At 69.4% G+C, this 26,217-nt stretch carries 27 protein-coding genes and 1 tRNA gene; 13 read left to right on the top strand and 15 right to left on the bottom strand.

Annotated elements, in window-relative coordinates; all coding sequences use genetic code 11:
• The first annotated feature begins 95 nt into the window (after positions 1-95).
• Positions 96-1,835, top strand: a complete 1,740-nt coding sequence (locus tag ACO03V_RS09905; RefSeq protein ID WP_423137460.1) for a Na+/H+ antiporter — start codon at positions 96-98, stop codon at positions 1,833-1,835.
• Positions 1,836-1,913: 78 nt separating this feature from the next.
• Here ACO03V_RS09905 and ACO03V_RS09910 read toward each other — a convergent pair whose 3' ends face one another.
• The 4 genes from ACO03V_RS09910 to ACO03V_RS09925 all read right to left on the bottom strand — a co-directional run bounded on the left by ACO03V_RS09910 (position 1,914) and on the right by ACO03V_RS09925 (position 5,030).
• Complete coding sequence (locus ACO03V_RS09910; RefSeq protein WP_423137461.1) at positions 1,914-2,513, bottom strand: DUF305 domain-containing protein; 600 nt, start codon at positions 2,511-2,513, stop codon at positions 1,914-1,916.
• Positions 2,514-2,703: 190 nt separating this feature from the next.
• Positions 2,704-3,099 (bottom strand): ribonuclease inhibitor, encoded by a 396-nt coding sequence (locus ACO03V_RS09915; RefSeq protein ID WP_423137462.1) that lies wholly within the window; start codon positions 3,097-3,099, stop codon positions 2,704-2,706.
• Between the two features lie 66 nt (positions 3,100-3,165).
• Positions 3,166-3,831, bottom strand: coding sequence for a response regulator (locus ACO03V_RS09920; RefSeq protein WP_423137463.1), 666 nt, complete (start codon positions 3,829-3,831; stop codon positions 3,166-3,168).
• Positions 3,828-5,030 (bottom strand): histidine kinase, encoded by a 1,203-nt coding sequence (locus ACO03V_RS09925; RefSeq protein WP_423137464.1) that lies wholly within the window; start codon positions 5,028-5,030, stop codon positions 3,828-3,830. Before ACO03V_RS09925 ends, ACO03V_RS09920 begins: the two co-directional genes overlap by 4 nt.
• A gap of 132 nt (positions 5,031-5,162) precedes the next feature.
• Here ACO03V_RS09925 and ACO03V_RS09930 point away from each other — a divergent pair, with 132 nt between their 5' ends.
• The 3 genes from ACO03V_RS09930 to ACO03V_RS09940 all read left to right on the top strand — a co-directional run bounded on the left by ACO03V_RS09930 (position 5,163) and on the right by ACO03V_RS09940 (position 8,639).
• Complete coding sequence (locus tag ACO03V_RS09930) at positions 5,163-5,870, top strand: ABC transporter ATP-binding protein (RefSeq protein WP_423137465.1); 708 nt, start codon at positions 5,163-5,165, stop codon at positions 5,868-5,870.
• Positions 5,867-7,159, top strand: coding sequence for an ABC transporter permease (locus ACO03V_RS09935; RefSeq protein WP_423137466.1), 1,293 nt, complete (start codon positions 5,867-5,869; stop codon positions 7,157-7,159). The genes ACO03V_RS09930 and ACO03V_RS09935 overlap by 4 nt, the downstream gene beginning before the upstream one ends.
• A gap of 124 nt (positions 7,160-7,283) precedes the next feature.
• The gene (locus tag ACO03V_RS09940) at positions 7,284-8,639 is read left to right on the top strand and encodes an MFS transporter (protein ID WP_423137467.1); all 1,356 of its coding nucleotides are present in this window, start codon (positions 7,284-7,286) and stop codon (positions 8,637-8,639) included.
• Between the two features lie 79 nt (positions 8,640-8,718).
• On the opposite strand, the gene ACO03V_RS09945 is transcribed toward ACO03V_RS09940, so the two are convergent.
• Both ACO03V_RS09945 and ACO03V_RS09950 read right to left on the bottom strand, forming a co-directional pair.
• Entirely contained in the window at positions 8,719-8,838 is a 120-nt protein-coding gene (locus ACO03V_RS09945; RefSeq protein WP_414685807.1) for a hypothetical protein, read from the bottom strand.
• 44 nt (positions 8,839-8,882) lie between these two features.
• Positions 8,883-9,263 carry a DUF732 domain-containing protein gene (locus ACO03V_RS09950; protein ID WP_423137468.1) on the bottom strand — a complete coding sequence of 127 codons (381 nt, stop codon included), beginning with the start codon at positions 9,261-9,263 and terminating at the stop codon, positions 8,883-8,885.
• A gap of 392 nt (positions 9,264-9,655) precedes the next feature.
• On the opposite strand from ACO03V_RS09950, the gene ACO03V_RS09955 reads away from it, so the two are divergent.
• A complete protein-coding gene (locus ACO03V_RS09955) occupies positions 9,656-10,753 on the top strand; it encodes an NAD(P)-dependent alcohol dehydrogenase (RefSeq protein ID WP_423137469.1) in 1,098 nt (365 codons plus the stop codon).
• A gap of 271 nt (positions 10,754-11,024) precedes the next feature.
• Here ACO03V_RS09955 and ACO03V_RS09960 read toward each other — a convergent pair whose 3' ends face one another.
• Both ACO03V_RS09960 and ACO03V_RS09965 read right to left on the bottom strand, forming a co-directional pair.
• Entirely contained in the window at positions 11,025-11,432 is a 408-nt protein-coding gene (locus tag ACO03V_RS09960) for an arsenate reductase ArsC (RefSeq protein WP_423137470.1), read from the bottom strand.
• Between the two features lie 14 nt (positions 11,433-11,446).
• Entirely contained in the window at positions 11,447-12,112 is a 666-nt protein-coding gene (locus tag ACO03V_RS09965; protein ID WP_423137471.1) for an ArsR family transcriptional regulator, read from the bottom strand.
• Positions 12,113-12,161: 49 nt separating this feature from the next.
• On the opposite strand from ACO03V_RS09965, the gene ACO03V_RS09970 reads away from it, so the two are divergent.
• From ACO03V_RS09970 to ACO03V_RS09980, 3 genes are read left to right on the top strand one after another with little or no spacing between them, the layout of a single operon-like run.
• Positions 12,162-12,881, top strand: a complete 720-nt coding sequence (locus ACO03V_RS09970) for an aquaporin (RefSeq protein WP_423137472.1) — start codon at positions 12,162-12,164, stop codon at positions 12,879-12,881.
• 16 nt (positions 12,882-12,897) lie between these two features.
• Positions 12,898-14,283: an FAD-dependent oxidoreductase gene (locus tag ACO03V_RS09975; RefSeq protein WP_423137473.1), complete on the top strand. Its 1,386-nt coding sequence runs from the start codon at positions 12,898-12,900 to the stop codon at positions 14,281-14,283.
• The gene (locus ACO03V_RS09980; protein ID WP_423137474.1) at positions 14,280-14,675 is read left to right on the top strand and encodes a low molecular weight phosphatase family protein; all 396 of its coding nucleotides are present in this window, start codon (positions 14,280-14,282) and stop codon (positions 14,673-14,675) included. The genes ACO03V_RS09975 and ACO03V_RS09980 overlap by 4 nt, the downstream gene beginning before the upstream one ends.
• Here the strand turns inward: ACO03V_RS09980 and ACO03V_RS09985 are convergent.
• The 3 genes from ACO03V_RS09985 to ACO03V_RS09995 are packed head-to-tail and all read right to left on the bottom strand — an operon-like array spanning position 14,672 to position 16,762.
• Entirely contained in the window at positions 14,672-14,947 is a 276-nt protein-coding gene (locus ACO03V_RS09985; RefSeq protein ID WP_423137475.1) for a hypothetical protein, read from the bottom strand. The two genes, ACO03V_RS09980 and ACO03V_RS09985, sit on opposite strands and share 4 nt — an antisense overlap.
• The gene (locus ACO03V_RS09990) at positions 14,944-15,456 is read right to left on the bottom strand and encodes a GNAT family N-acetyltransferase (protein WP_423137476.1); all 513 of its coding nucleotides are present in this window, start codon (positions 15,454-15,456) and stop codon (positions 14,944-14,946) included. The genes ACO03V_RS09985 and ACO03V_RS09990 overlap by 4 nt, the downstream gene beginning before the upstream one ends.
• Position 15,457: 1 nt before the next feature.
• Positions 15,458-16,762 carry an NAD(P)-binding domain-containing protein gene (locus ACO03V_RS09995; RefSeq protein ID WP_423137477.1) on the bottom strand — a complete coding sequence of 435 codons (1,305 nt, stop codon included), beginning with the start codon at positions 16,760-16,762 and terminating at the stop codon, positions 15,458-15,460.
• An 81-nt stretch (positions 16,763-16,843) separates the two neighbouring features.
• Between ACO03V_RS09995 and ACO03V_RS10000 the strand changes: the two genes are divergently transcribed.
• Both ACO03V_RS10000 and ACO03V_RS10005 read left to right on the top strand, forming a co-directional pair.
• On the top strand, positions 16,844-17,203 hold the full coding sequence (locus ACO03V_RS10000) for an ArsR/SmtB family transcription factor (protein WP_423137478.1): 360 nt from the start codon (positions 16,844-16,846) through the stop codon (positions 17,201-17,203).
• 118 nt (positions 17,204-17,321) lie between these two features.
• A complete protein-coding gene (locus tag ACO03V_RS10005) occupies positions 17,322-17,798 on the top strand; it encodes a hypothetical protein (RefSeq protein WP_423137479.1) in 477 nt (158 codons plus the stop codon).
• A gap of 110 nt (positions 17,799-17,908) precedes the next feature.
• On the opposite strand, the gene ACO03V_RS10010 is transcribed toward ACO03V_RS10005, so the two are convergent.
• From ACO03V_RS10010 to ACO03V_RS10020, 3 genes are all read right to left on the bottom strand, one after another.
• Positions 17,909-18,247, bottom strand: coding sequence for a ribonuclease E inhibitor RraB (locus tag ACO03V_RS10010; protein WP_423137480.1), 339 nt, complete (start codon positions 18,245-18,247; stop codon positions 17,909-17,911).
• A gap of 1,626 nt (positions 18,248-19,873) precedes the next feature.
• Positions 19,874-22,801, bottom strand: a complete 2,928-nt coding sequence (locus tag ACO03V_RS10015; RefSeq protein ID WP_423137481.1) for an RHS repeat-associated core domain-containing protein — start codon at positions 22,799-22,801, stop codon at positions 19,874-19,876.
• 282 nt (positions 22,802-23,083) lie between these two features.
• Positions 23,084-23,157 (bottom strand) — tRNA-Pro (locus ACO03V_RS10020).
• A 255-nt stretch (positions 23,158-23,412) separates the two neighbouring features.
• Between ACO03V_RS10020 and ACO03V_RS10025 the strand changes: the two genes are divergently transcribed.
• The 3 genes from ACO03V_RS10025 to ACO03V_RS10035 are packed head-to-tail and all read left to right on the top strand — an operon-like array spanning position 23,413 to position 24,991.
• Positions 23,413-23,991, top strand: a complete 579-nt coding sequence (locus ACO03V_RS10025; protein ID WP_423137482.1) for a GNAT family N-acetyltransferase — start codon at positions 23,413-23,415, stop codon at positions 23,989-23,991.
• A gap of 31 nt (positions 23,992-24,022) precedes the next feature.
• A complete protein-coding gene (locus ACO03V_RS10030) occupies positions 24,023-24,559 on the top strand; it encodes a GNAT family N-acetyltransferase (protein ID WP_423137483.1) in 537 nt (178 codons plus the stop codon).
• Positions 24,560-24,610: 51 nt separating this feature from the next.
• Positions 24,611-24,991, top strand: a complete 381-nt coding sequence (locus ACO03V_RS10035) for an RNA-binding S4 domain-containing protein (RefSeq protein ID WP_423137484.1) — start codon at positions 24,611-24,613, stop codon at positions 24,989-24,991.
• Positions 24,992-25,092: 101 nt separating this feature from the next.
• On the opposite strand, the gene ACO03V_RS10040 is transcribed toward ACO03V_RS10035, so the two are convergent.
• A complete protein-coding gene (locus ACO03V_RS10040; protein WP_423137485.1) occupies positions 25,093-25,995 on the bottom strand; it encodes an NUDIX domain-containing protein in 903 nt (300 codons plus the stop codon).
• Between the last annotated feature and the right edge of the window lie 222 nt (positions 25,996-26,217).

A 26,217-nucleotide genomic window follows, 5' to 3' on the forward strand; every position in this document is an offset into this window, starting at 1 on the left:
CCGGATGCCGCTCCCCCGGCGCCGCGATCCGGGTCTGGGGAATGTCCGCGGGCCTGTCTACGCTGTGCCCTGGGGGCGCGAGGAAGGCGGTACGCATGCAGGGTCTCGAAGTCACGGTCCTCCTCGGTGTCGCGATGCTCGTCGGCACCGTGCTCGCGCCGCGCCTGCGGGTCGCGACCCCGCTCGTGCTGCTGGTCATCGGCCTCGCCCTCGGGTTCGTGCCCGCGCTGCGCGCGATCGAGCTCCCGCCCGAGACGGTGCTGCTGCTGTTCCTCCCCGTCATGCTGTTCCGTGAGGCGTGGACCACCTCGCTCCGCTCGGTCCGCCGCTCGCTGCGGTACATCGTGCCGATGAGCACGCTGCTGGTCGTGGCATCCGCCTTCGCCGTCGCCGCCGTCGCGACCTGGATGGGCGTGCCGTGGGAGGCCGCGCTCGTCCTGGGCGCCGCGGTCGCCCCGCCCGACGCGACGGCCGTCGCCGCGCTCGGCCGTCTGCTCCCCCAGCGCACGTTCCAGAAGCTCAAGGCGGAGAGCCTCACGAACGACGGCACGGCCCTCGTGCTGTACGCGATCGCGGTGACGCTCCTGCTCGGCGACCACATCACACCGCTCGAGATCACCGGCATGGTGCTCGTGTCCTACCTCGGCGGGGCGGCGGCCGGCATCCTCGTGGCCGTGCTCGCCTACTTCGCGCTGCGCCGCATGGAGTCGACGCTGACGATCAACCTCACGCTGCTGATCGTCCCCTTCCTCTCGTTCCTGCTGGCCGAGCTCGTCGAGGCGTCGGGCGTGCTCGCCGTCGTCTTCGCCGGCCTCATCGTGGCCTGGGTGTCGCCGCGCATCACCACGGCGGTGTCGCGTCGCGCCGCCGACGCGACATGGCCGTTCGGGGTGTTCCTGCTGAACGGCGCCCTCTTCGTGCTCATCGGGCTCGAGGTGCAGCTCGTCGCGCACGAGATCTCCGGGTCCGAGATCGGCATCCTGCTGCTCGTGACGGTGGCGGCCTGGGTGGCGCTGTTCGTGGTGCGCTACCTGTTCCAGTGGCTGTTCTCGCCGTTCTCGCGGCCGCCGGCCGGGACGGACCGGTCGCTGCGCCATCGTTCCCGGGTGGTGAGCACGGTCGCGGGCTTCCGCGGCGCCGTCTCGCTGGCCATCGCGCTGTCCGTGCCCACGACGATGGCCGACGGCTCCCCCGTGCCGGGGCGCGACGCGATCGTGTTCGTCACGGCCGGCGTGATCGTGCTCACCCTCCTCGTGCAGGGGCCGCTGCTCCCCGTGGTGATCCGGTGGGCCAAGCTGCCGTCCGACGACGCGGCCATCGAGGAGTACGAGCTCGCCCAGCGCGCCATCTCGGGCGCGGCCCTCGCGGCGCTGGACGACCTCGCCGTCGAGCACGGCATCAGCGACCGGGTGCGTGACCGCGCCCGCCGCGAGGGTTACGAGCAGCTCGAGCTGGCGAACGCACGCGCTGTGGCGCGCGTCCGGGCCGCGGAGGAGCGCGAGATGGCCGAGTTGGACCAGATGATGGATGCCGCCGACTCGCCCTCCGCGATGGGCCCCGTCCCACCGGCCACCGGTTCGGAGGACGGCCGGCGCACTGCGGGACCGTTGGAGATGATCGCGGTCAGCGACGACATCGACCTCACCCAGCGGTCGCCGCTCACCCGTCACCAGGAGGCGCAGCGGCTGCGCCTGGCGATCCTCGACCGCAAGCGCGAGGTGCTGCTGCGGCTGCGCCGCGAGGGCACCATCGACGACCTCGTCGCGCGCAAGATCCTCGCCGGTCTCGACCTCGAGGAGATCCGCGCCCGCGGCATCGAGAAGCCGACCGACTGAAACCGCTTGCGACCGCGGACCTCTCCTCGGCACCCGCCGCTCGAGCCGGCCCCGTGGACGCGGGGGCCGACATCGCGGTCAGAGCTGGCCGAGGAGCTCGTTCATCTGGTCGATCTCAGCCGTCTGGGTGTCGACGATCGTCCGTGCCAGGTCGACGGCGTCGCTGTTCCGTCCGTCGTCGACCTCGTCTTCGGCCATGTCGACGGCACCTTCGTGATGCTCGACCATCTGCTCGAGGAACAGGCGCGCGGCGTCCTCCCCCTCGGCGTCCTCGAGCGCGGTCATGTCCGATTCCGACATCATCCCGCCGTGGTCCATCCCGCCCATGTCGTCTGACGTCGAGGCGCCCCACTCGGACAGCCACTCCTGCATCTGCGCGATCTCGGACTCCTGAGCGTCCGTGATCTGCTCGGCGAGTGCCGTCACCCGCTGGTCGATGCCGTCTTTGGCCAGCAGCGTGTCCGACATCTCGATCGCCTGCTCGTGGTGCGGGATCATCATCGAGACGAACATCACATCAGCCTCGCTCGCCTCCGCCCCGGCCGACGCCGACGCCGACGGAGCCGACCCCGATCCATGGTCCATCCCCGACATGGAGCCCCCGCCGGCGCAGCCGGCGAGAGCGAGAGCGGCGGTGAGAGAGAGCGCGACGGCTGTCGCGGAACGCTGAATCGTCATGGTGTCCTCTTCGTGTGCCGGCCGTCGATGCGGCCGCGGGCGGAGGAGCACTGCCGGAAGGGACGAGATGCAGCACCCCCGACTCCCCGTGGTGCCGGTGGAGCCGTTGACGAAATAGTACCCCCAGGGGGTATCCGGCGAGGTCGCTTGACCTCCGCGGAGGGAGGCCGTAGTGGACGCTCCGCCAGCCTCACTCCAGGACGAGGTCGATGTTCGGGTGCCCCGCGAACACCTGGCGCACGAGGTCGACGTACGTCTCGCCGGTCCCCGCCTCCAGGGCGTCGAGCGCCCGCCGGGCCTGACCGGCGGCGTAGACCTCGGGGCGCGCGAGCTTCGCCGCGTACCATGCGCGGGTCGCCGCGGTCCCGAGCGCCTCCGCCGACACCGCATAGTCGGCCCAGACCACCCGCACCGGAGCCGCGCCGTCGAGCACCCCGAATCCGCCGTAGAGCAGGTCGTCGAGGGCGTCGAGGGACTCCCCCAGCGTCCAGTCCTCGTCCGGCATGAAGACGCGGTTCAGCTCGCCGTAGAGCGACGGGATGCCGCTGATGCGGGCACCCTCGATCCGCAGGGTCGCGACGGTCATCGTCTCGCCGTCCGCGCCCGCGGATCACCGCCGGGAGCTCCGCGCAGGTCCCGACGAAGGCGCCCCTCAGCGGCCGGCATGCAGGAGCCCGCTCTCATACGCGGCGATCACCAGCTGCGCGCGGTCGTGCGCGCCGAGCTTGACCATCGTGTTCTTCACGTGCGACTTCGCCGTGTGCGGGGAGATGAACAGCTGAGCGGCGATCTCGTCGTTCGACCATCCCCGGGCGACGAGCAGCAGCACCTCGCGTTCGCGGTCGGTGAGCGCGTCGAGCGCGGCCGTCGTCGCCGTCCGACCGGGCGGCGCGGACCGGACGTACGTCTCGATGAGCGCCCGCGTCGCGGTCGGCGAGAGCAGCGCTCCCCCGTCCTGCACGGCGAGCACGGCGCGGACGATCTCGTCGGGCTCCGCGCCCTTGCCGATGAACCCGCTCGCCCCGGCCCGCAGCGTCGCGACGACGTACTCGTCCTCCTCGAAGGTGGTGAGGATGAGCACCCGCGTCTCCGCGAGGTCCGGGTCGGCGCAGATCGCCGCCGTCGCATCGATGCCGTCCATCCGTGGCATCCGGATGTCGCACACGACGACGTCGGGCCGCAGCCGCCGGGCCAGCTCGACCGCGGCCTCCCCGTCGGCCGCGTCGCCGACGACGGAGACGCCGTCGGCGGCGTCCAGCAGGTCGCGGACGGCGGAGCGGATGAGCGGCTGGTCGTCGACGACGATCACGGTGGTCACGAGGAGGTCTCCGGTGCGGCGGGGGCGGGAAGGGGAAGGCGGGCGGCGAGGCGGAAACCGCCGGGAGTGAGACCGGCCTCGAGCTCGCCGCGCACGGCCTCGACGCGCTCGCGGAGGCCGATGAGTCCGAAGCCGGAGGTCGGCGGCGGGTCGGACACGGGCAGCCGGTCGAGCGGGTTCGTCACGACGATCTCCAGCGCCTCGCCGTCGCGGCGGATCAGCAGGTGGGCACGGCGGGTGGTGCCGTGCTTCATCGCGTTCGTCAGCCCCTCCTGCACGACCCGGTACGCCACGATGCCCGTCCCCATCGGGATGCCGGCGGCGTCGGCATCCGGACCGACCTCGTCGCGCACGGCCACCTCCCACCCCGCCACCCGCACGGATTCGACCACCTCGGCCACGCGGGCCAGTCCGGGCTGCTCCTGGGGCGCGGCATCCTCCGGCGCGCGGAGGACGCTCAGCATCGCCCCGATCTCGCCCAGCACGTCGCGCGAGGTGGTGCGGATCGTGGCGAGGGCCTCCCGCGCCCGTTCCGGACGGGTTTCGAGCGACGACGACGCGACGCCGGCGTTGAGGCTGATGACCGAGATCCGGTGCGCCACCGCGTCGTGCAGGTCGCGCGCGATGCGCAGCCGCTCCTCGGTCACTCGGCGACGGGCCTCGGCCTCGCGCGTCTGCTCGGCACGCCGCGCGCGCTCCTCCACCGCCTCCACGTACGCCCGCCGCGAGCGCGCGGCGTCGCCGAGGGCGCCGGCCAGCGCGAGGGCCAGCCCCACCTGGATGACACGCGTGTCGGTGCCGGTGACCAGCGAGAGGACGATGCTCACCCCGGCGGTGACGACGACGGCCAGGAGCACCGCCGGGGCCGAGATCCGCCGGGGCGCCCACTGGGCGACGGCGTACGCCGCGACGATCATGGCGACCGTCGCGCCGGGTGACAGGGTGCCCAGCGCGAGCGCGCCGAGGAAGAGGGCGACGCAGGCGGCGAGCGCGAGACGCGGGCGGACGCGGCGGAACGGGAGTACCACCGCCGGCAGCAGCACCAGCGCGAGCACGGCCGGCGTCTCCGGGCGCAGCTCGGCCGCGGGGATCGGCGCGAAGGCGGGGGCCGCCACGAGCAGGGCGAGCCCGAGGTCGACCAGCCGGCGTCGCGCGGGCCGCGCGGCGCGCGGCGACGTCGTCGGGTCGGGGGCGCTCACCGGTCCAGTCTGTCCCCTCGCGCCCGTCGGGACGATCGCCCCGTCGGGGACATTCGCAGATCCCCCCGTGGGGGGAGGCGGTCCGCCCGCCGAGGGGACGCGTGCAGGGGGCGGCGGCGGGAGGGTGGGGTCATGGCATCCGAACCTCCTCCCCCGCTCCTCTCGGTCACCGATCTGCACAAGTCCTACGGTCGCGGTTCCGCACGCTTCGATGCGCTCCGCGGTGTGAGCCTCGACATCCACCGGGGCGAGAGCATCGCCGTCGTCGGCAAGAGCGGCTCGGGCAAGTCCACGCTCATGCACCTGCTGGCCCTGATGGACGCCCCCACCCACGGCACCGTGCGGATCGACGGGGTGGATGCCGCGACCCTGCGCGGGCGTCGCCTGAACGCCACCCGCAACAAGATGTTCGGGTTCGTGTTCCAGCAGTTCTTCCTCACCCCGACCGCGTCGGTGTTCGACAACGTCGTCCTGCCGCTGAAGATCGCCGGCGTCGGCCGCGGCGAGCGCTCCCGCCGGGGTCTGGCGGCCCTGGCCGAGCTGGACATGGCCGACAAGGCCCGTAACAAGGCGACGGCACTCTCGGGCGGTCAGAAGCAGCGAGCCGTGATCGCTCGCGCCCTGGTCAACGACCCTCAGGTGATCTTCGCCGACGAGCCGACCGGCAACCTGGACTCCGCCACCGGCGCGGTGGTCGAGGACATCCTGTTCCGCCTGAACCGCGAGCACGGGATCACGCTCATCGTCGTCACGCACGACGAAGACCTCGCGGCCCGGTGCGACCGGCGCGTGCAGATCCGCGACGGCCTCGTCGTCTCCGAAGAGCGGAGCGCGGCATGAAGACCCTCGATCTGATCGGCACCGCCGTCGCCAACACGTTCCGTTCGAAGACGCGCACGATCCTGACGGTCCTGGCGATCTTCGTCGGCGCGTTCACCCTGACGCTGACGAACGGCCTCGGCACCGGCATCAACGCCTTCATCGACGACACCGTCGGCGCGATCGGCGCCTCGGACACCCTCACCGTGACGAGGACGGACGCGGACGCGGCGGCATCCACCGATCCCCAGGAATACGATCCGGATGCCATCGCCTCGGCGCCGCAGGCCGGCCCTCCGGGGACGACGAGCGCGGTGACCGCGCTGACCGACGACGACATCACGGCGCTGGCGGAGCTGCCCGGCATCGCGCGGGTGGTGCCTGTGCGGGCCGTGTCGATCGACTACGTGCAGGCGGACGGAGGCGACCCCTACGTCGCCCGGGCGGGAAGCCTGGTCGCGGGGCAGACGCCGCAGCTGGCGGCGGGCGCGGCGCCCGACGTGGATGCCGCGGCGCTGCAGGTCGCGCTCCCCGACGCGCTGGTCGTGCCGATGGGATTCGCCGACGCGAACGCGGCCGTCGGGGCGACGGTGACCATCGCCGTCACTGATCCGCTGCGCACCCTGCACACCGTCGAGGCGCAGGTGACGGGTGTGACGGAGGACGCCTTCGGCAGCGCCACCGCGCTCACCCTGAACACCGCGCTCGAGGACGCCCTGTCCGCCGCGCAGAACACGGGCGTCCCCCTCGACCAGCAGGACCGGTACGCCTCGGCGAGCGCCACGATGGCCGCGGGCGCCGACGCCGACACGGTCAAGACCACCCTCGCCGACGCCGGCTACACCGGCAGCACGGTGAGCGATCAACTCGGCACGTTCACGGCGGTCATCGACGGGATCGTCCTCGTCCTGAACGCGTTCGCGGTCATCGCGCTGCTGGCAGCGAGCTTCGGGATCGTGAACACCCTGCTCATGTCCGTACAGGAGCGCACCCGCGAGATCGGGCTGATGAAGGCGATGGGCATGGGCAGCGGCCGCGTGTTCACGCTGTTCAGCCTGGAGGCCGTCTTCATCGGCTTGCTGGGCAGCGCGATCGGCGCCGTCGTCGCGATCGTGGTCGGGACCGCGGTCAGCGCGCAGCTGGCATCCACGCTCCTCAGCGACCTGCCGGGCCTGCAGCTGATCGCCTTTGACCCGGTGTCGATCGCGCTCACGACGCTGGCGGTCATGGCGATCGCGTTCCTCGCCGGCACGCTGCCGGCCGCGCGGGCCGCGCGGGCCGATCCGGTCGAGTCGCTCCGCTACGAGTGAGCCGGGGGCGCTGTGCGCGGGCACCATCCGGGCGCCGCGATGGTGGGCCAGGAGCACATCCGATATCGGGACGGCCCTTCCTAGCCTGGGGAGGAACGCCACCGACACGAAGGAGTGCCTGGCCATGGACATCGCCGACGACATCGACCGTCGAGACCTGAACCCCCGCGCGCAGCGCCGCCGAGCCGTCATCGGCAGCTCGGTCGGCACGGTGATCGAGTGGTACGACTTCACGTTGTACGGCTTGGCATCCGCCCTCGTCTTCGCTCCCCTCTTCTTCCCGGGAGGCGGGCAGTTCGCGGGCCTCCTCGGCGCTTTCGCCACGTTCGCCGTCGGCTTCGGGGCGCGCCCGATCGGCGGACTCGTCTTCGCGCACTTCGGCGACCGCATCGGCCGCAAGGGGACGCTGCTGGCGACCCTGCTGATGATGGGCATCGCCACCACGCTCATCGGTCTGCTGCCCACCGCGGAGAGCATCGGCGCGTGGGCGCCGATCCTGCTCATCGTGCTGCGGCTGTTCCAGGGGGCGGGCGCGGGCGCGGAGTTCGCGGGGGCCATGACGATGGCCAGCGAGTCGTCCGAGACCCGGAACCGCGCGTTCGTCGCCGGCTTCCCCGGGGCGTCCGTCTACCTCGGCATGGCGCTCGCGACCGCGACGTTCGCGCTCATCAGCCTGCTGCCGCTGGAGCAGTTCCAGGCGTGGGGGTGGCGCATCCCCTTCGTCGCCAGCATCGTGATCGTCGCGTTCGCGCTGTACTTCCGTCTGCGCGTCACCGAGACCGCGGCCTTCGCGGCAGCCGAACGTCAGGGCGAGGTGTCGCGGGCGCCGCTGGCCACGGCGGTGCGCTCGCACTGGCGGACGCTGCTGGCCGGCATGGCGTTCTTCGTCTTCGCGCTGCCCTGGGTCTACATCGTGCAGACGTTCTCGATCTCGTACACGACGGGGACGCTCACGGTGAACCCCACGCATGCGCTCATCGGCCTCATCGTCGCGGAGCTGATCACCATCCCGGCGACCCTGGGCTTCGGGCTCCTCGCCGACCGCATCGGCCGCAAGCCCGTCCTGCTGGGAGCGGCGGTGTTCGCGATCGTGTTCGCCTTCCCGATGTTCTTGCTGTTCCAGACCGAGAGCTCGTTCCTCGTCGCCGTCGGTCTCGTCCTGGGCCTCGCGATCGTCCAGGGCGCGACGATCGGCGTGAGCGCGGCCATGCTCGCCGAGCTGTTCCCCACCCGCATGCGATGGAGCGGCATCGCGATCTCGCGTGAGATCCCCGCGGCCCTCGTCGGCGGCACGGCGCCTCTCGTCGCGACGGCGCTCGTCGGCCTGACCGGCGGCACTCCCTGGCTCGTCGCGGGCTACCTCGTCGGCCTGAGCATCATCGGCGTCGTCGGCATCAGCGCGCTGCCCGAGACCCTGCGGCGCGACGAGCCGCTGTCCACCGGGGGCGCTGTCGCGGACGGAGCCGCCGTGCGGCGGTGATGACCCGGCCGGCTGCGGCCCGGGGTCCGCGCGCGGTGACGGACGGAGCAGGTCGTAGAACGCCGGGCGCCGACCGCACTCACCCGCGGGCGAACACCGCGGGGGTCACGCCCAGCACCCGACGGAAGTGCCGGGTGAGATGCGCCTGATCGTGGAAGCCCGCGAGGACCGCGGCGTCGGCCGGGCGGCATCCATCGATTCCACGCGTGACGCGGTGTGCGGCGTCCGGCGCTCATGCCGCCGTCAGGGGGTGGGCGCGTACTCGGGACAGAGGTGGATGCCGCTGATCACGACGACCGCGCTGGCCTCCTGCTGCGTCACCGAGCCGCCGCTCATCGAGTCGTAGACCTGCTTCGGCGTGAAGCCGCTGTCGAACGCCTCGCAGACCGCGTGTCCGAGGTCCAGCCACACGCTCGCCGGCGACCGATCGATCGACGGGAGCTCCGCGCGCAGCGCCGCCATGTACGCCGACTCCTGCGCGAGGACGTCCTCGACGGGAGCCTGCGCGGTGGGGACCGCCTCGGGGGTCGAGGTCCGCGGCGCCGGTGTGACGGGCAGCGCCCCGCACCCGCTCAGCATCGCGGCGGACGCGAGGGCGAACACGACGGCGCGGGCTCTCCTCATGCCGCGAGCGTAGGCGAGGGATGCCGCCCGCGCGAGACCCCTTGTGGCGATGCGCACGCGCGAGACCCTCTCGGCGATGACGCACGCGCAGTCGATCGTGTCGCCGTCCTGGTGCCTCCGGGGCAGGATTCACGTGCGCCGCCGGATGCTGTCAGACGTCTGTGAAGGACCGACCGTGAAGCGCCGCGCGCCGAATAGCACGTGGGTGACCCTCTTGTTCCGCGCCCCTTGCACTCAAGGGGGTCATCTCCCCCCGACGCCCCGCACAGGCTCCGTCGCGGGCACGGCATGATACCCATTCGGGCGCAGAACACCAGCGGTCCGTTGCTCGCAGGCGGCGACCGTACCGTTTCGATTCGTCCAGAGACGGGCGACGGAAAGGACACCACCCCATGGGCAAGAACATCGGCTACGCGACCCCGGACAAGAACACCCCGCTGGCTCCCTTCACTTTCGACCGTCGCGAGGTCGGCCCCGAGGACGTGCGGATCGACATCGCCTACTGCGGCGTCTGTCACTCGGACGTCCACCAGGCCCGCGACGAGTTCGGCGGAGCCCTCGCCACACTGTGGCCCTGCCTTCCCGGTCACGAGATCGCCGGAACGGTCGCCGAAGTCGGCGCCGACGTCACGACCTACGCCGTGGGCGACCGGGTGGGCGTGGGCTGCCTGGTGTACTGGGGCGACGAGTCGCAGCGAGGCGTCCCCGAGGAGCAGTATCAGAACCCGCCGGCCATCTTCACCTACAACGGCCAGGACCCCGACACCGGTGCGGTGACCCTCGGCGGGTACTCCGACGAAATCGTCGTCAATCAGCACTTCGTGCTGCGCATCCCGGATGCCATCCCGCTCGAGGAAGCCGCTCCCCTCCTCTGCGCCGGTGTGACGACCTGGTCGCCCCTCGCCCATTGGAACGTGGGGCCGGGGAGCACCGTCGCCATCGCCGGCCTCGGTGGGCTCGGCCACCTCGGTCTGCAGCTGGCAAAAGCACGCGGCGCTGACAAGGTGATCGCCCTGACGACCACCCCCGACAAGGCCGACGACCTGCGCGAGCTCGGAGCCGATGAGGTCGTCGACATGAACGACGACGAGGCGGTCGAACGACTCTCCGCGAGCGTCGACTTCATCCTGTCCACAATCCCGACGCCGTTCGACATGAAGCCCTACCTCTCGCTCATCCGCCACGACGGCGCCCTCGTGACCGTCGGAATGCTGGAGCCCATCCACGAGGCGGGCATCGACTTCGGGGCGGTCTCGATGAGCCGCATCACCATCGCCGGCTCGCTCATCGGGAGCATCGCGGAGACGCAGGAAGTGCTCGACTTCGCCGCGGAGCACGGCATCCGCCCGGAGGTCCAGGTCATCCCCGTCCAGGACGTCAACAAGGCGTTCGACGAGATGGTCGCGAACAACATCCGCTTCCGCTACGTCATCGACAGCAAGACCCTCGACGCGGACCGCGAGCAGGCGAGCGCGCTCCCCACGTCTTGACGTGCACGGTGCATAGGCCGTGACAAGGGTCGCCTGCGACGCGTGAGCCCCACCGCCGAAGTCGACAGAAGCCCCGGACCCGCGTTTCCGCGGGGATCCGGGGCTTCGCTGTGGGCCATCGGCATCACTCCCCCGGCGCCCGAGCGATGCCGACGGGTTCTCCGCCTTCTTGTCGCGACGCTACGTCCTCACGAACGCCCGCACGGCACCGTTGGAGCCCGGACCGCAGCCCGGCGCCGTCGCACCGGCACGGCGACGGGTGGTCTGGCCGTCAGCCAGCGGCGGGGGTCACGCTCACGATGAGCTCCCGGACGCGCTCCTTGATGTCGTCGCGGATACGGCGGACGGCATCCAGGTCCTGTCCAGCCGGGTCGTCCAGCTCCCAGTCCTCGTAGCGCTTGCCCGGGAAGATGGGGCACGCGTCGCCGCATCCCATCGTGATCACGGCGTCGGAGGTCTTCACCGCGTCGACGGTGAGGATCTTCGGCTGGTTGGCCGAGATGTCGATGCCGTCCTCGGCCATCGCGGCGATGGCCATCGGGTTGATGGCGTCCTTGGGCGCCGACCCGGCGGAGAGGACGTCGATGCGGTCGCCGGCGAGGTGCTGCAGGTAACCGGCGGCCATCTGGGAACGGCCGGCGTTGTGGACGCACACGAAAAGCACGGTGGGGCGGGTCATGGTGGCTCCGAGTTTCAGGCGGCGAGCTGCGGGAGCAGTCCGTCGATGCGGCGGGTGAGATGTTGATAGGTCTGTTCGAAGGCGTCCGGCGTGCTCGCGGTGACGGGATCGGGAATCGACCAGTGCAGCTCCGTGTGGGTGAGGAGCTCATGGGCGCTGTCGCACACGCTGATGAGGACGTCACCGTCGTCCTGGATGTCGCTGAGGAGCTTCGGGGTGGCACCGCTCAAGTCCATGCCGTGCTCGGCCGCGACGGCGACGGCGCCGGGCGCGACGACGGTGGCGGGGACTGTTCCCGCGGAGGCGACCGGAACGTCGCTCTTCGTGCGCCAGAGGTGCTCGGCGAGTTGCGATCGCGCCGAGTTCGCAGTGCAGACGAAGACAATGCGGCTCGCGTTCACTGTCGAAGCGGGTGACGAGACGCTGTCGGGAGCTTGCCGGAGAGAAACGTACGAACGGCGACGGTCTCCCTCGGACCGGGTACGGGCGACGATGCCCGTCCGCTCGAGCACTCTCAAGTGGTGCGACAGCAGGTTCGACGTCATGCCCAGGCGCGCGAGAAGCTCCAGAGGGGAAAGATCTCCCCCCGCGAGGAGGTCGACGATGTGGAGCCTCGCGGGGTCGGCCAAGGCGGCGTAGCGAGCCGCTCGCTGCTCCCGGTTCGTTTGCTCACTGTTCATTGCGTCAATCTTCGTTGATGTAATGTGACCGCGTCAAGATGGGAGAGACATGAACCGAACGTGGATCGCGTCCGTCACAGCGGAGGCGCTGGGGACCGGCGCCCTCGTGTGCGTCGTCGTGGGCTCAGGCATTGCGGCGGCGTCACTGTCCGATGACGTGGGCGTCCAGCTGCTCGCCAACAGCTTTGCGACCGCGTTGGGGCTGGCTGTGCTGATCGCCGCGCTCGGACCGATCTCCGGTGCCCACCTGAACCCTGCGGTCACGCTCATCGACAGCTTCCGCCGAAGACAATCCGGCACCGGGCGCGTCACTCGCGTGGCGGGCTACGTCGTCGCCCAACTGACCGGTGCCGTCGGCGGCGGCGTGCTGGCCAACGCCATGTTCGATGTGCCGCAGGGGTTGTCGATCACCGTCCGCGAGGGGTTCGGCATTTTCCTGGGCGAGGTCGTGGCAACGGCCGGGTTGATCGTGGTCGTCGCGCTTGCTGCGCACCATGGCGCCGGACGAGCTGTGGCGCTGTGGGTTGCTGCGTACATCGGCAGCGCGTACTGGTTCACCAGTTCCACCTCGTTCGCCAACCCTGCCGTCACCGTGGGCCGGATGTTCACCGACACCTTCGCCGGGATCTCCCCCGCGTCCGCCGTGCCCTTCGTCCTGGCACAGCTCGTCGGCGCCGCTATCGGACTGCTCGTCGTCACCGTGCTCACGATGCCGGACATTCGGGCGAGCACGACGGCCGTTGCTTCGACCCCGACCCCCACCACCTGACCCCGAAGGACTGCTCATGCACATCGTCGCCATCGGCGGAAGTGACGCCGGCATCTCCGCCGCGCTCCGCGCCCGCGAGCTGGACCCGACCGTCGATGTCACCGTCGTCGTCGCGGACGCCTATCCGAATTATTCGATCTGCGGCATCCCCTACTTCTTCTCCGGCGAGGTGCGGCCCTGGCAATCCCTGGCCCACCGCACCGCCGCCGACCTCGAGGCAACCGGCATGCGACTGCGCCTGGACACCCTCGCCACGGACATCGACGTGTCGGGCCACCGGCTTCACCTCCGCGGGGCAGACGGCGCGGAGAGCCACCTCGACTACGACGCGCTCGTCGTCGGCACCGGCGCCCTGCCCTCGCACGCGGGAATCGGCGGTCTGGACACGCTCGGTCCGGCGGACGGAGTCCACGTCATCCATTCCATGGGCGACACCTTCGCGCTCGACGACGACCTGAACACGCGCAGCCCCCGCAGTGCCATCATCATCGGCGCCGGCTACGTCGGGCTGGAGATGGCCGAGGCCTTCACCGCCCGCGGCATGCAGGTGACCCAGCTGCAACGCGGGCCCGAGGTGCTCTCGACCCTCGACACTGAACTCGGCGCCCTCGTGCGGGAGGAACTCACCGCGCACGGTGTTCTCGTGCGCACCGGTACCGTCGTCCGCGGCATCGAGAAGCGCTCGACCGGGCTGACCGTTCACGCGGTCACCGATGGCGAGCCTCGCGACTACACGGCCGATCTCGTTCTTGCTGTCGTCGGCGTCCGGCCGAACACGGACCTGCTGCAGCGTGCGGGCGCGTCACTCGGTGCGGGTTCGGCGGTGGTCGTTGACGAGTCCATGCGCACAGGCCTTCCCGACGTCTTCGCCGCCGGTGACGGCGTCATCACGCATCACCGTCTGCTCGGCGAGACATATCTGCCGCTGGGCACCACGGCACACAAGCAAGGTCGTGTCGCCGGTGAGAACGCCCTCGGCGGGGCGGCCCTGTTCGCCGGATCGGTCGGCACACAGGTCGTCAAGGTGTTTGACCTGGTCGCATCCCGAACCGGCCTGCGTCACCACGAGGCGCAGGCTGCGGGATACACCCCAGCGACCACCCACAGCGTCGCCGACGATCACAAGCGGTACTACCCCGGCGCGCAGCCGATCAGTCTCCGTATCACCGGCGACCGGGCCACGGGTCAGCTCCTCGGTGCGCAGCTCGTCGGCCGTCTCGGCACCGAGACCGCCAAGCGCGTCGACACCTACGCCACCGCCCTGTTCGCTGGTCTCAGCGTGGCCCAGGTCAGCGACCTCGACCTTTCCTACACCCCGCCCCTCGGATCCCCGTGGGACGCCGTCCAGATCGCGACCCAGGCCTGGTCGCGGCAGCACACCCCGCTTGGAGCACACGCATGACCACCCCCACCGTCCTGTTCATCTGCACCCACAACGCCGGACGCTCCCAGCTCGGAGCGCACCTCATGGACCACGTCGCCGAGGGACGGGTCCACTCCACCAGCGGAGGCGTCGCGCCCGCCGACGCCATCAACCCCGCCATCGCCGCAACCCTCGCCGAGCTCAGCATCGACACCACGAGCGTCGTCCCCCGCGCCGTCACCGCGGAAGACCTCGCCACCGCCGACGTCGTGGTCACCATGAAACCGAACCTCGACCTGCCCGGGCCGATTCACGGCGAACATGTCCAGTGGAGCTTCCCCGACCCCGCGAACTGGGACGCCGACGGCGCCCGCGGCATGCGCGACGCGGTGCGCGCCGCCGTCGAGAAGCTCGAACAGCGCCTCCGCTAACCGGGCGCCACAGCGCCCAGTGCACGCGCTCCGTCGCCGGTGATGCGGAACTTCTCCCCCTCGCCGGCGACCCACCCTAGATTGACCAGGCGCCACAGCGTCTCATCACGCATCCGCGGCAGCCTCGCTCGATGCGCGGGGCTGAGGTCTGTTCTTCGCCCGTTCCAGGCCGTCACGATGTCGTCGCGCGTCAGGGGACCGTCCGCGGAAAGGATCTCCAGGACGAGGACCCGCACCCCGGTCAGGTGGCGGGCGGCGTCGACCTCCGTCATCCTCGACCATTCATCTGGCTGCGTCGCTCGATGAGCACGGTGTCGCGCCACTGGCCGGCCCACGGGCCGACAACAGACCGGGCGATGCGTTCGCGGCGGCCGACCTCGCGAAACCCGAGTGAGTGATGAAGAAGAACGGATGCCATGTTCTCGGGGAACACGCTGGATTGGATCGTCCAGACCCCGTTCATCTCCGCGACGGCGATGAACGCTCGCAGAAGCGCCGTGCCCACACCCCGGCCTCGCGCCGAGGAGGCGACGTAGACGGAGTGCTCGACCACGCCCCGATACGCAGCGCGGGTCGAGACGGGCGAGGCCGCGACCCAGCCGAGGACCGCCTTCGTGTCGTCGACGGCGACGAGCCGCCCGAACCTCGCCTTGCCGCCGTCGAAGGCGTCCCAGGTGGGCGTTTCGGTCTCGAAAGTGGCGTTGCCACCCTCGATACCCTCGCGGTAGATATCCTCGACCGCCGCCCAGTCGGCGCGCTCGAGACCTCGCACCAGTGTCATGTCAGCAGCATCCGCCGGCATCCGTCGAGCACACGCCCGTCGCGGGCAGGGTCAACTCGACGCGCGAGGCGGACGCCACGTCACCGGCGAGCCACGCCGTCACCGAGCGGACCTGCTCGTATCCGGTGGCGAGGAGGAAGGTGGGGGCGCGGCCGTAGGACTTCATGCCGACGATGAAGAACCCGTGCTCGGGATGGGTGAGTTCACGGAAGCCGTGCGGTTCGACCGTGCCGCAGGAATGCACGTTCGGGTCGATCAGCGGGGCGAGAAGCCGGGGCGCCTCCACGATGGCATCCAAGTCCGTTCGAATCTCCCGCAGGGGCGCCAGGTCCGGCCGGAACCCGGTCGCGTTGACCACGACATCGGCGTCCAGCGAGGTGGGTCGACCGTGACGGCGTCCCAATAGGCGGACCCCGCTGGCGGTCGCCTCGACGTCGTCGATCTCGAACGAGTCGACCTTCTCCACCGTGCCGGACGCGACGTAGCGGTCGACACGGGCACCCAGCTGAGCCCGACCAATGAGCTCATCCTCGGCGGAAGAAGACACGCGGACTGCCGTGGCGTTGCGGATGAGCCAGCTGATGCGCGTGCCCGGTTCGTCCCGCTGGAGCTGAACGAGAGCGATGAGCGTGGTCGCTGCCGAGTGCCCCGCCCCGACGACGACAGCGTGCCGTCCGGCGAAACGCTCACGGTCGCGACCGAGCACGTCGGGAAGCGCATGCGTGACCCGGTCGGACATTTCGGTGCCCTCCGCCGGAGGCAACCCGGTCGAGAGCAGAGGGTTGGGTGAGTCGTACGTACCGGAAGCATCCAGCACTGCGCGCGCCAGAATCTGCTCCGTGTCCCCTCCGACGCCGACGCGGACGACGAAGGGCGTGGTGTCACGGCCAGCGGATCGGGTGCGGTCCATTCCTTCCCTCGTCACCGCTGTCACTCGCGCTTCGTACCGGATATGGCGCGCGATGGCAGGCAGTGCGCCGAGGGGCCTGAGGTACTCGTCAACCAGTTCCCGCCCCGAGGGAGCGCGGTTCTCGTTCACCGGGGCATTCCAGCCCTCCTGCTGCAACAGGCGTCGCGCGACCGGGTCGATCACTTCCCGCCAGGCAGAGAACAGTCGGACGTGGCCCCACCGTTCGACGGCGGCAGCGGGACCGGAGGCGGCCTCGAGAACGAGGAAGTCGATCCCTCGATCCGCGAGGTGTGCCGCAGCGGCGAGGCCGACCGGGCCGGCACCGATGACGACGACCGGGAGCGTGGCGAGACGGTCGGTCAGACGCGGCCGGGGGGTCAGGGTCAGAGTCGACACGGAAGCTCCTTCATAGACGAATGTCGATGTCCGATGGTGGTCGCTATATCGAGGTTTGTCAATATCGATTAGTGTCGATGCATGACCTCGCTGGAGATCCTCGACACCGCCGCCTGCTGCACGCCGACGACCACATCGATGTCGACAAGCGATGCGGAGCGACTCGCGGCGACGTTCAAGGCCCTCGGCGACCCGACGCGGTTGAAGCTGCTGTCCATCATCGCGAGATCGGAGGACCAGGAGGCCTGCGTCTGCGACCTCACCGAGCCAGTTGGGCTCGCCCAGCCCACCGTCTCCCACCACCTGAAGGTCCTTGCCGAGGCGGGGTTCGTCAGCCGATCCAAGCGCGGGACGTGGGCCTACTACCGGCTCGAGTCGGAGGCGCTCCACGCGGTGAATGAGGCATTGCGCGCTGGTCTCCTCACCTCCGTCGGCCGCTGACCCGGCGCGAACGGCGCACGGGTAGATGAGAACTCTCGGCCCGTAACACCTCGAGCGCAGTCGTGCAGCTGTCGGATCGACCGGGAGGCGACCCCCGAACGGGTGTCAGGCTGGAGGGATGACCATTGCACCCAAGATCACGGTCAGCCTCGCCTCGCTCGCGCTCCTCGCGGGCATGACGGCGTGCGCCCCGACTGCCGAGTCCGCTCCCGTCGCTGAGGCGACCCCGACCGCCCAGAGCTTCACCCCTGCCCCGTCCTTCACGCCGACGCCCGCGGCATCCCCCGAGGTGCCGAACGACCGGGAGCTGGCCGACAAGATCGCCGCCATTCCCGACGCCGACGGAGCGCCCCGCTACTGCGACACCGGCTACACGCCGCCCGCCGGGGCGCTCCCCTACGACCAGGGGCCGCGGGCGAAGGCCACGGGCGAGGTCGCGGTCGTCGACGGCGTACCGAAGTCCTACACCGTCGCGTCCAACGACAACATCGTCGCGATCGGCGGCCGGTTCTGCCTCGACTACTCCACGATTCCCGGGATGAGCAACCTCGACCGGGAGATCTGGCCCGGCGACGTCCTCACGCTGCTCCCCTAACGCGCACCTCGCCTCACCGGGCGGACACGACAGCACAACGCCACGCTGCGTGTCTTGGGTCTTGGTGTCACGCCGGTTGCTCACGACAGCCACGAACATGAGCGTCGGCTCTACGCTGTGGACTGCGCCGCTACGCTTGCGCCCCAGCCGTCGTAGTCCCCACCGTTGCGTTCTACAATCGAGACCGCTTCCCGCAGGAACTGCGCGACCTCGTCGTCGCCCAGGGACTCGGCCCGCGTGGCCTGAAGGACGGTCTTGAACCCTCGACGGCCAAGGCCCACAGCGAACCCCGCGGCGGCGAGTTCGTCTGCTGCGGCTTCGGCGTTTCCGCGCCGCGTGAAGTAGGCGAAGTGCTCGACGGCACGCGGTGCGCTGAGCACATCATTCAACGCGTCGCGCTGATCGCGTTGCGCGGGCCACATCGACAACTGGTACTCGTAGGACGACATCTGCCAAGTATCTCTAAGAGAGGGCTGCCATGCTGACGTTCGATGAGGCGCGCGAGGCCGCTGCTGCTTGCTACAGCAAACCGTTCGCGCGCTCGGGTTCAGCATCGAGATAGCGAGCACGGGCGGCCACGCGACGTTGATCTTCGAGGCGTACTGACAGATCGACGTCGGCGACGCGGGTGAGCACCGACTCATGGCGAGCGACGCCGTCAAGCGTACCGAGGGCAGCAAGTGGGCGCTCGTGCCTCAGCCGGATAAGCCTGCGCCGCCCTCCCTTTCAGGATCGAGCGATACGACAGCCGCGAGCGGGAATAGGAGATTCCGTGGGAGAACCTACGACGCCACGACAACGCGCGGCGAGCGCGCCCAGTCGTCGAGTAAAGGACGCGCAAGAAACGCACGCGCGCCTATCGGCCTTGAGAACCGTCGCAGCAGCGGCTCGAGGTCGAGCGATTGCGACGGGATAGCGTGACGAGCGCCGTCACGGATGACGATCCCCTACTACGCGTCGAAGCGTAGGGCGCGCAGCGAACTCTGTTCGCATGACGAGGCCTTAGTCGACGCGGACGCGTAAGACGGAGGCGCGACGCCCTCGATGAGGGTGCCGAAGAGCGCTGGGGCGAGGAGCGCGGTGCGCATCTCATGGTGCGTCGGCGGCGAAGTCTTCGCATCGGCGCCCCACGCTGTCCACCTCCCCGACTACGAGCCCGAGACTTACCTCCACTTGATCACGAGCGACATCTACACGCACCTGATCAGCGACGCTGCCCGGCGTACTGCGGAGAGCGCTTCAGCGCTCGTTCCGAGGGCAAATGCATAACGCGTGAACAACGAACGTTCGAGAGCGGGAATGACAGAGGCTCGGAACTTCGCGTCTCCCGCGTAATTCCGAGCCTCTTATGTGTGGGCTGTTGGCAGAACCATTCCGGGTGTCGCAGACGACCGGGCGCGGGCAAGGAATTTCCTGCGGCGGTCGCTCAGTTTTCCTGCGGGCGATCCTCCTTGGCAACGCGACGGGTGGGGTGAAAGCGAGGCGCTGCGCCCAGACCTGGCTGTTGCGCCTAGCTTCAAGCCAAGCTCCACGGATGCTGAGATCCTCGCCTACACCCGCGATCAGAGCGTCACCGGATTCCTGGCGGCACCACTGAGGCACTAGGTGGTGTTCATCGAAGAGGGCTGACGGAGAGGCACGACTGTGGTCCGTGCTGGAAAACCGTGGCGAGGTGAGCAACGACGTTATCCGTCGCGAGTTCGACCTGGTCGAAACGGGCATGATCGCCAGCCCTTGAAGCCGCCTCGTCATCCAGTGGGAAGGTTGGCGGGGCCTGAAAGGACGCCGCACCCGTGGATGGCGACATGGAAAGAACGCCGTGCGGTCGGTCAAGCCAACCGCACGGCTTCTTTATAAATCGCTTCGCCTAGGCCCGCACATCCGGATGGCGCTTTAGGGCGCGTCGTGTTGCCCACCCACAGGCGAACGCGAATGCGATGACTGCGATAGGCAATAGCGCTATCACTGCGAATGGGGGTGAATCCCAAATGTTGATGATGATGAACACTGCCAACAGGCCGACTATGGAAGTGGACACGCCTATTATCATCGGGATATAATTTCTCATGATTCACCTATTCGCACGCGTATATGGAAGCGATTCCGATGACAACGCTAAATATGCCGCCGATTAGAACGCTCGCGCCGGCGCTGATGGGAGCTAGGCCGAAGCCGACCCCGAAAATAGTTCCGATTGCCAAGCCAACGTACCCGCACGTCACCGAACCTGCATCCAGGCCCCCAGGGTCTTTAGCGTTTACCGGATTGCAGCTGGCGTAGGCGTAGGGGTTTCGTTCCTGGCCACTGGGGTCCATCTGAGTGAAACGGCCCAGGCTGGTGTCATAGTAACGCGCGCCAAGTTTGTAGATGCCGCTGCCGTCGTGAAATCCCGAGATGTAGCGGAGGGGGTTGATGGTGACGGCGGAGGCTGTGCCGGTGGCGCGGGCTTCTCCATAGGGGCTGTACGAGTATCCCCCGCCATACGCGCCGCCAGCGGACATGATCCCAACCACGGAGCCGAGGTGATCGTGAACGTAGTACCAGCGGCTCTGGCCCTTGAAGCCGACGCTCTTTCCATCGGGGGTATGGGTGTATGTCTGAGTATTGTCACCGCTGGTTGCCGTCGCTATTCCGAGGGTGCCGGAGGTGAAGGTGCGGCTTCCTGCCGCGAGTCGGTCGGTGTTCCCGAGGCCGAAGTAGTCAGCAGTGAGGCTTCCGGTGGTGAGGGTCTCGCCTCGGACGCCGTATGTCGAGGCGAGGTTTCGGGAGCCGTTGCGGGTTTGGTTTCCTGCTCCGTCGTATGTCCAGGTCGCTGCCTGCCCGGTGGCGCCGGTGAGACGGTTGGCGGCGTCGTAGGTGTAGTTGATCGTTCCGGCTGTGGCGCCGGTGTTGCCGGAGCGGACTTGGCGTGTGCGGTTGGCGTTCCCGTCGTAGCTGTATGCCCAGGAAGCGTTGGTCGCGGTTCCGTTTCGCTCGCTCGCGAGTGTGAGGCGGTTGCGGGAGTCGTAGGTGTAGCTGGTGACGGCTCCTGCGGGGACGCCCTGTTCGGCGAAAGCGGTGCGGGTCTGCACGTTCACGCGGTCGCCTGAGCTGCCGGAGGGCGTGTAGGAGTATCCGATGTCAACGGCGGTTGCCCCGGTGCCGGTTTTGGCGGTGATTCGGGTGGGTCTGCCGGAGGTGTCGCGTGTGGTTGTGGTGACTGCGCCTCCGGGGGTGGTGCGAGAGATCTCCGCGGCGTTGTCGTCGTAGGCGAAGGTCACACAGCCGGAGTTCGCGGCTGGGGTGCCGCTGGTGGGGCAGGATCCGCCAGGTTCTTGCAGCCGGACGAGCTGGTTTGCAGCGTCGTAGGTGTACCTGACGGTGCCGTGTGCGTCGGTGAAGGTGAGGATGTTGCCCACCCGGTCATATGTGTAGTCGTGGGTGACGCCGGAGGTGGGGCCGGTTTGCTTGGTCATCCGGTTCTGGGAGTTGTATTCGTAGCTGGCGGTTCCGCCGGCGGAGTCCGTCCTGCTGCGCTGGGTGCCGCTGAGGTTGTAGCTGCTCCGGACGGTGGAGCCGTCATCGAAAGTCGTGGTGACGATGCGGTCGAAGAAGTCGTATTGGTAGGAGGTGACGTCGCCGTTCCCGTCGGTCACCGTCCGAACTCGGCCGGCAGAGTCGTACGTGTAGGAGGTGGCACCCTGCGGTGCGGGAGGGGTGACCTTGGTGAGGTCACCTGCGGCGCTGTAGGAGTAGGTGGTGGTGTTGCCGTTGCCGTCCTTGGTGGTACAGACCTGGCCGGCCTTGGCGCCACACGTTCCGTAGGTGTTCTCGAACTCCGTCGCGGCCGTGGTCGTGGTGGTGTCCGACTGCTTGGTGAGGTTGCCGGCGGTGTCGTACTGGTACTGCTTCTTGTTGCCAGCGTCATCCGTTGTGCACTTCGGCTGGAATGCAGTGCCGGTGTTCGGTGCGGAGCAGTTGACCCCGGTGGCGTACAGGGCGGAGGATGCCGCTCCGGTGGGGAGCGTTATTCCGGTGCGGTTGCCCGATGGGTCGTAGGTGTAGGTCGTGGTGCCGGAACCGATGGCGTCGGTTGTCTGGCTGATGTCGCTGTTGGCCGTCCACTGCTGAGACCTCTCGCGGTTCAGCCCGTCCTTGGTGGCGGTCACCCGACCCATGTGGTCATAGGTGTACGTGGCACGGCGCCCATCGGGATCGGTGACGACCGTGCTCCCCGCGTTGTAGCTGAACGCAGTGGTCTTGTCGGGCTCACCCGATTTCTTCACGGTGATCGACGTGGCCCGCTTCGAGCTGTCATACGAAATTGCATAGGTCACCCCACTGAGGACAACGGAGTTCAGCAAACCCGACCCTTGATACCCGTAGGTCATGCCGTCCGGTGACGAGGCAAGGTACCCGTTCTCGGTGTGGCTGTAGTTCAGTGTCCGGCCGGAAGAGTCGCTGACCTGCTCGATGAGCTCGCCGAAACCGTATGTGACTTGCAGATTTCGCCCGGAGGCTGTGTGAGTGGCAGCTTGCAGCGTCCCATTCGCGTCAATGCTCAGACCAACACCGTTTCGGTCTGTGTGGCCGCGCAGGAAACCGGAGGTGTCGAAGGTCATGCGCTCACCGGTGCGGTTGTACATGAACACATAACGGGTGAGGCTGCTGCTGGCGTCTTCGACCAGGGTGGCGTTCAGCCCCTCCGGCGGCGTCCAAGTGACACCGTTCTTGGCAAAGACAGCGGAGGTTCCCCCCGGCAGGTGGGCGCTGATCGAATTTGTTTCAATCCGGAGGCCCACGTCATAGGGAGCAAGGGATGAACCCCACCCGAGGGCAAACGACCCGGATGTCGTCGCCGATCCAGTGAAGCTGTTGTAGTACCGGTCCAGCTGGAGGGCCTGGCCGGGTCCTGCTATCGACAGATCCGTCGCGGCGAACAGCATGTTCCCGTTGGCGACATTCACGCGAATCTGCGCCCGGTCCGAGATCTGAAAATCCTGGAACGTGTAGAACGGGAACACCCCCGGACCAGGGGCATTCAGACGCGAAGAGGGAGCAGCCTGACTATTCATCTGACGCGAGCCGTCAACCGCGACCACGTCCGGCGGTGACCACGGCCAAGCGCGCCGCCGAGACGGCCCGCCGAGCCGGCGCCGCTCCGTCTCCGTTCCGCTCTCGCGGACGTCCATTATCAGGTGAGATACGACGGAAATACGGAAGGCCCCTGCGATCCCGCAGAGGCCCTCGTGATTTCCGACTTCGTCGGACTGTTCTGCTATCAGTATTGCCAACAGCCCTATGTGTCGGGATGACAGGATTTGAACCTGCGACCCCTTGACCCCCAGTCAAGTGCGCTACCAAGCTGCGCCACATCCCGTCGCCCGCGAGCGGGCAACTCCCCTATATTAGCCTCTCCGCGCCGCGCCCGCGAACCGGCCACCGCCCGGGCGTGCCCCGCCCGCCGGCCCGCCCCAGCCGCGCGAGATCACGCGATCCCGTCGAGAGCACACGATCCTGCGCGTCACAGCGTGTGATCTCGGCGGGATCGCGTGATCTCGGCGACCCCCCGCACCCCCGGGGCGCTCCGCCCCACGCCCTTGCCGCCCATCTCACCCCCCGCTAGCGTCGCCCCATGACGGTCGAGATCCTCCCGGCGACCGGCGACCGCTTCGACGATGCCGAGAAGGCCCTGGACAGCGGCGACGGACCCGAATGCCAGTGCCAGTGGTGGCTCCTCCCCAACGCCGAATGGCAGAGCACTCCCCACAAGGAGCGCGAGCAGCTCCTCAGCACGGAGCTCGGCGGCGAACGCTCTCCCGGCCTCATCGCCTACGTCGACGGCGACGTGGCGGGCTGGGTGCGCGTCGGCCCCCGCATCGACCAGACCCGCATCCTCCGCACGCGGGAGATCGTCGGCGCCACGGCCGAGCCGCTGGACGCCGTGGACGTCTGGTCCGTCTCGTGCTTCGTCGTCCGGAAGGAGCACCGGGGCCAGGGCCTGATGGCGAGACTCCTGGATGCCGCCGTCTCCGTCGCCCGGGAGGGCGGCGCCCGCGTGGTGGAGGGCTACCCCCTCGACCCCGCGGTGGCGAAGAAGTCGTCGAAACAGCTGTTCCGCGGCATCCTGCCCGTCTTCGAGTCGGCCGGCTTCGACATCGTCGCCCGCCCGAAGCCCGACCGCGCGCTCGTCAGTCTCACCCTCCGCGACTGAACTCGTCCTCGGAGCGGGCAGGATCGAAGGCATGAGTGTCGTCCTGCGCCCGTGGAACCGTGACGATGCGCCCGCGCTGAGCCGGGCCGCGCGGAACGCGACCGACCTGTCGGTGCAGTTCGGAGGCGCCGATCTGTCGACGCGAGCAGCCGCGGCCGCCTTCATCGACCGGTCGCTGCGTTTCGACGAGCAGGACAAGAACTGGGCCGTCGTCGCAGACGACGTCGCGGTCGGCAACGTCGGGGCGTCGGCCATCGAGTTCCGGCACGGGACGGCGTGGATGCACTACTGGCTCTCCTCCGCCGCGCGCGGCCGTGGGTACGCGACCTCCGCTCTCGTCTCGGTCAGCGATCGGGCCTTCGCGGACGGCCTGCACCGGCTCGAGCTCGGCCACCGGGTGAACAACCCCGCCTCCTGTCGCGTGGCCACCGCGGCTGGTTTCCGCGCGGAGGGCATCGAACGCGAGAAGCTGCGCTACGGCACGGCCCGTTACGACGTCGAGACGCACGCGCGACTGGCCACCGACCCCGCACCGCACGCGGCCGCCGTCATCCCGTTCGAGGGCTGAGCGCCGCGACCCCGCCTACGATGGAGGTCCCCGATCGAAGGACCCCGGACGATGGATGCCACCCCCTCAGCGCGCGTCGACGCGTGGCTGTGGGCCGTTCGCGTCTACAAGACCCGCTCGGCCGCGACGACGGCGTGCCGCGCCGGGCATGTCCGGGTGAACGGCGAGCGGGCCAAGGCCGCGCAACCGGTGCGCCCGGGTGACGAGCTGCGGGTGCGGATCCAGGGGTTCGACCGGATCCTGGTGGTCAAGAAGACGATCGCGAAGCGCGTCGGCGCGGCGCTCGTCGCCGAGTCCGTGGACGACCGCACTCCCCCGCCGCCGCCGCGCGAGAGCATGCCGTTCGTGCCCGTGCGCGACCGGGGCGCCGGCCGGCCGACGAAACGGGACCGCCGCGAGATCGAGAAGTTGCGCAGCCGCGAGCTCGACTGACGCTCCTCGCAGCGGCATCCATCCCTCGCAAGATCCCGCCGGAACTCTGCGAGGAACGCGCCATTCTGCGAGTTCCCATACGACGGACCGCGAACGCGGAGTCAGGGCAGCTGGTCGAGCAGCCAGCGCGTGCCGTGCACGGTCGCGCCGAGGGCCTCGACGCGGGCCGCGAGGCCGCGGTCGCTGGTCACGACGACGACGGGATGCCACGACGGATCGAGGTCGCGCACCGCGTCGACGATCGCGTCGTCTCCCGAGCCCGGGGCGCGGACCACCCGAACGGAGTCGGTGCGGAGGCCGACGGTCTTCGCCTCCCCCTCCACGACCGCGATGACCGACGGGAACCACTGGGTGGCGGTGAGGCCGAGGGCCGTGGCATCCATCCCGGAGACGGCGAGCGCAGCCAGGCGCGTGAGGAGGCGTTCCGCGGCGCCGGTGCGGTCCTTCCACCAGCCGTCGGGGACCGAGCCCATGACGTTCGCGACGTCCACCACCACGGCGGGGCGGACCTCGAGCGCCGCCCGCAGGGACGGCCACGACGCGGCGAATCCCGGATGCAGCGGCAGGTCCTCCACCTCGTCGACGGGGACCCAGGCGAGCGCGACGCTCTCCGGGTCGCTGATCACCGGCTCGAAGGGGGTGGTGACGTCGGCGACGACGGTCGTGTAGGACCAGATCCCGACGTCGAGGACGCTCTCGAACCGGGCCTGCACGGCGTCGACGGGCACCCCCGCCTCCTCCCCCGATTCGCGGAGCGCGCCGTCCCGGGCGGACTCGCCCTCGTGCCGCGCCCCGCCCGGCAGCGCCCAGGTGTCGCCGAAGTGGCTCCAGGCCACGCGGTGCTGCAGCAGCACGCCGCGGTCCGCGTCGAGAGCGAGGAGGCCGGCCGCGCCGAAGCGTCCCCAGTACTTCTCGCCGGTGGGCGCGACGACCCAGGCATCGCCCGGGTCGCGGGGCCCGTGGGGACGCCGCGGTTCACCCGGGGCAGGAGGCTGGATGGTCATCCCGTCCAGCCTGGCACACGTCACCCACGGCGGCGCCGACCCGCGACACATACCGCCGTGCGGCCGGGAGCGGTGGCATCCCACCGCACTCCGCACGCGCCCGGAACATGCCATGCACCCGCAACAGGCCGATTCACCGCGAAACGCCCTGTCTCGGGCTCGCTTCCTGTCCCGGCCACTGCACCCCGCCCGCGCCCGGAACATGCCGTGCACCCACAACAG

The organism is Microbacterium sp. HMH0099 (assembly GCF_049384025.1).
Taxonomy (GTDB): domain Bacteria; phylum Actinomycetota; class Actinomycetes; order Actinomycetales; family Microbacteriaceae; genus Microbacterium.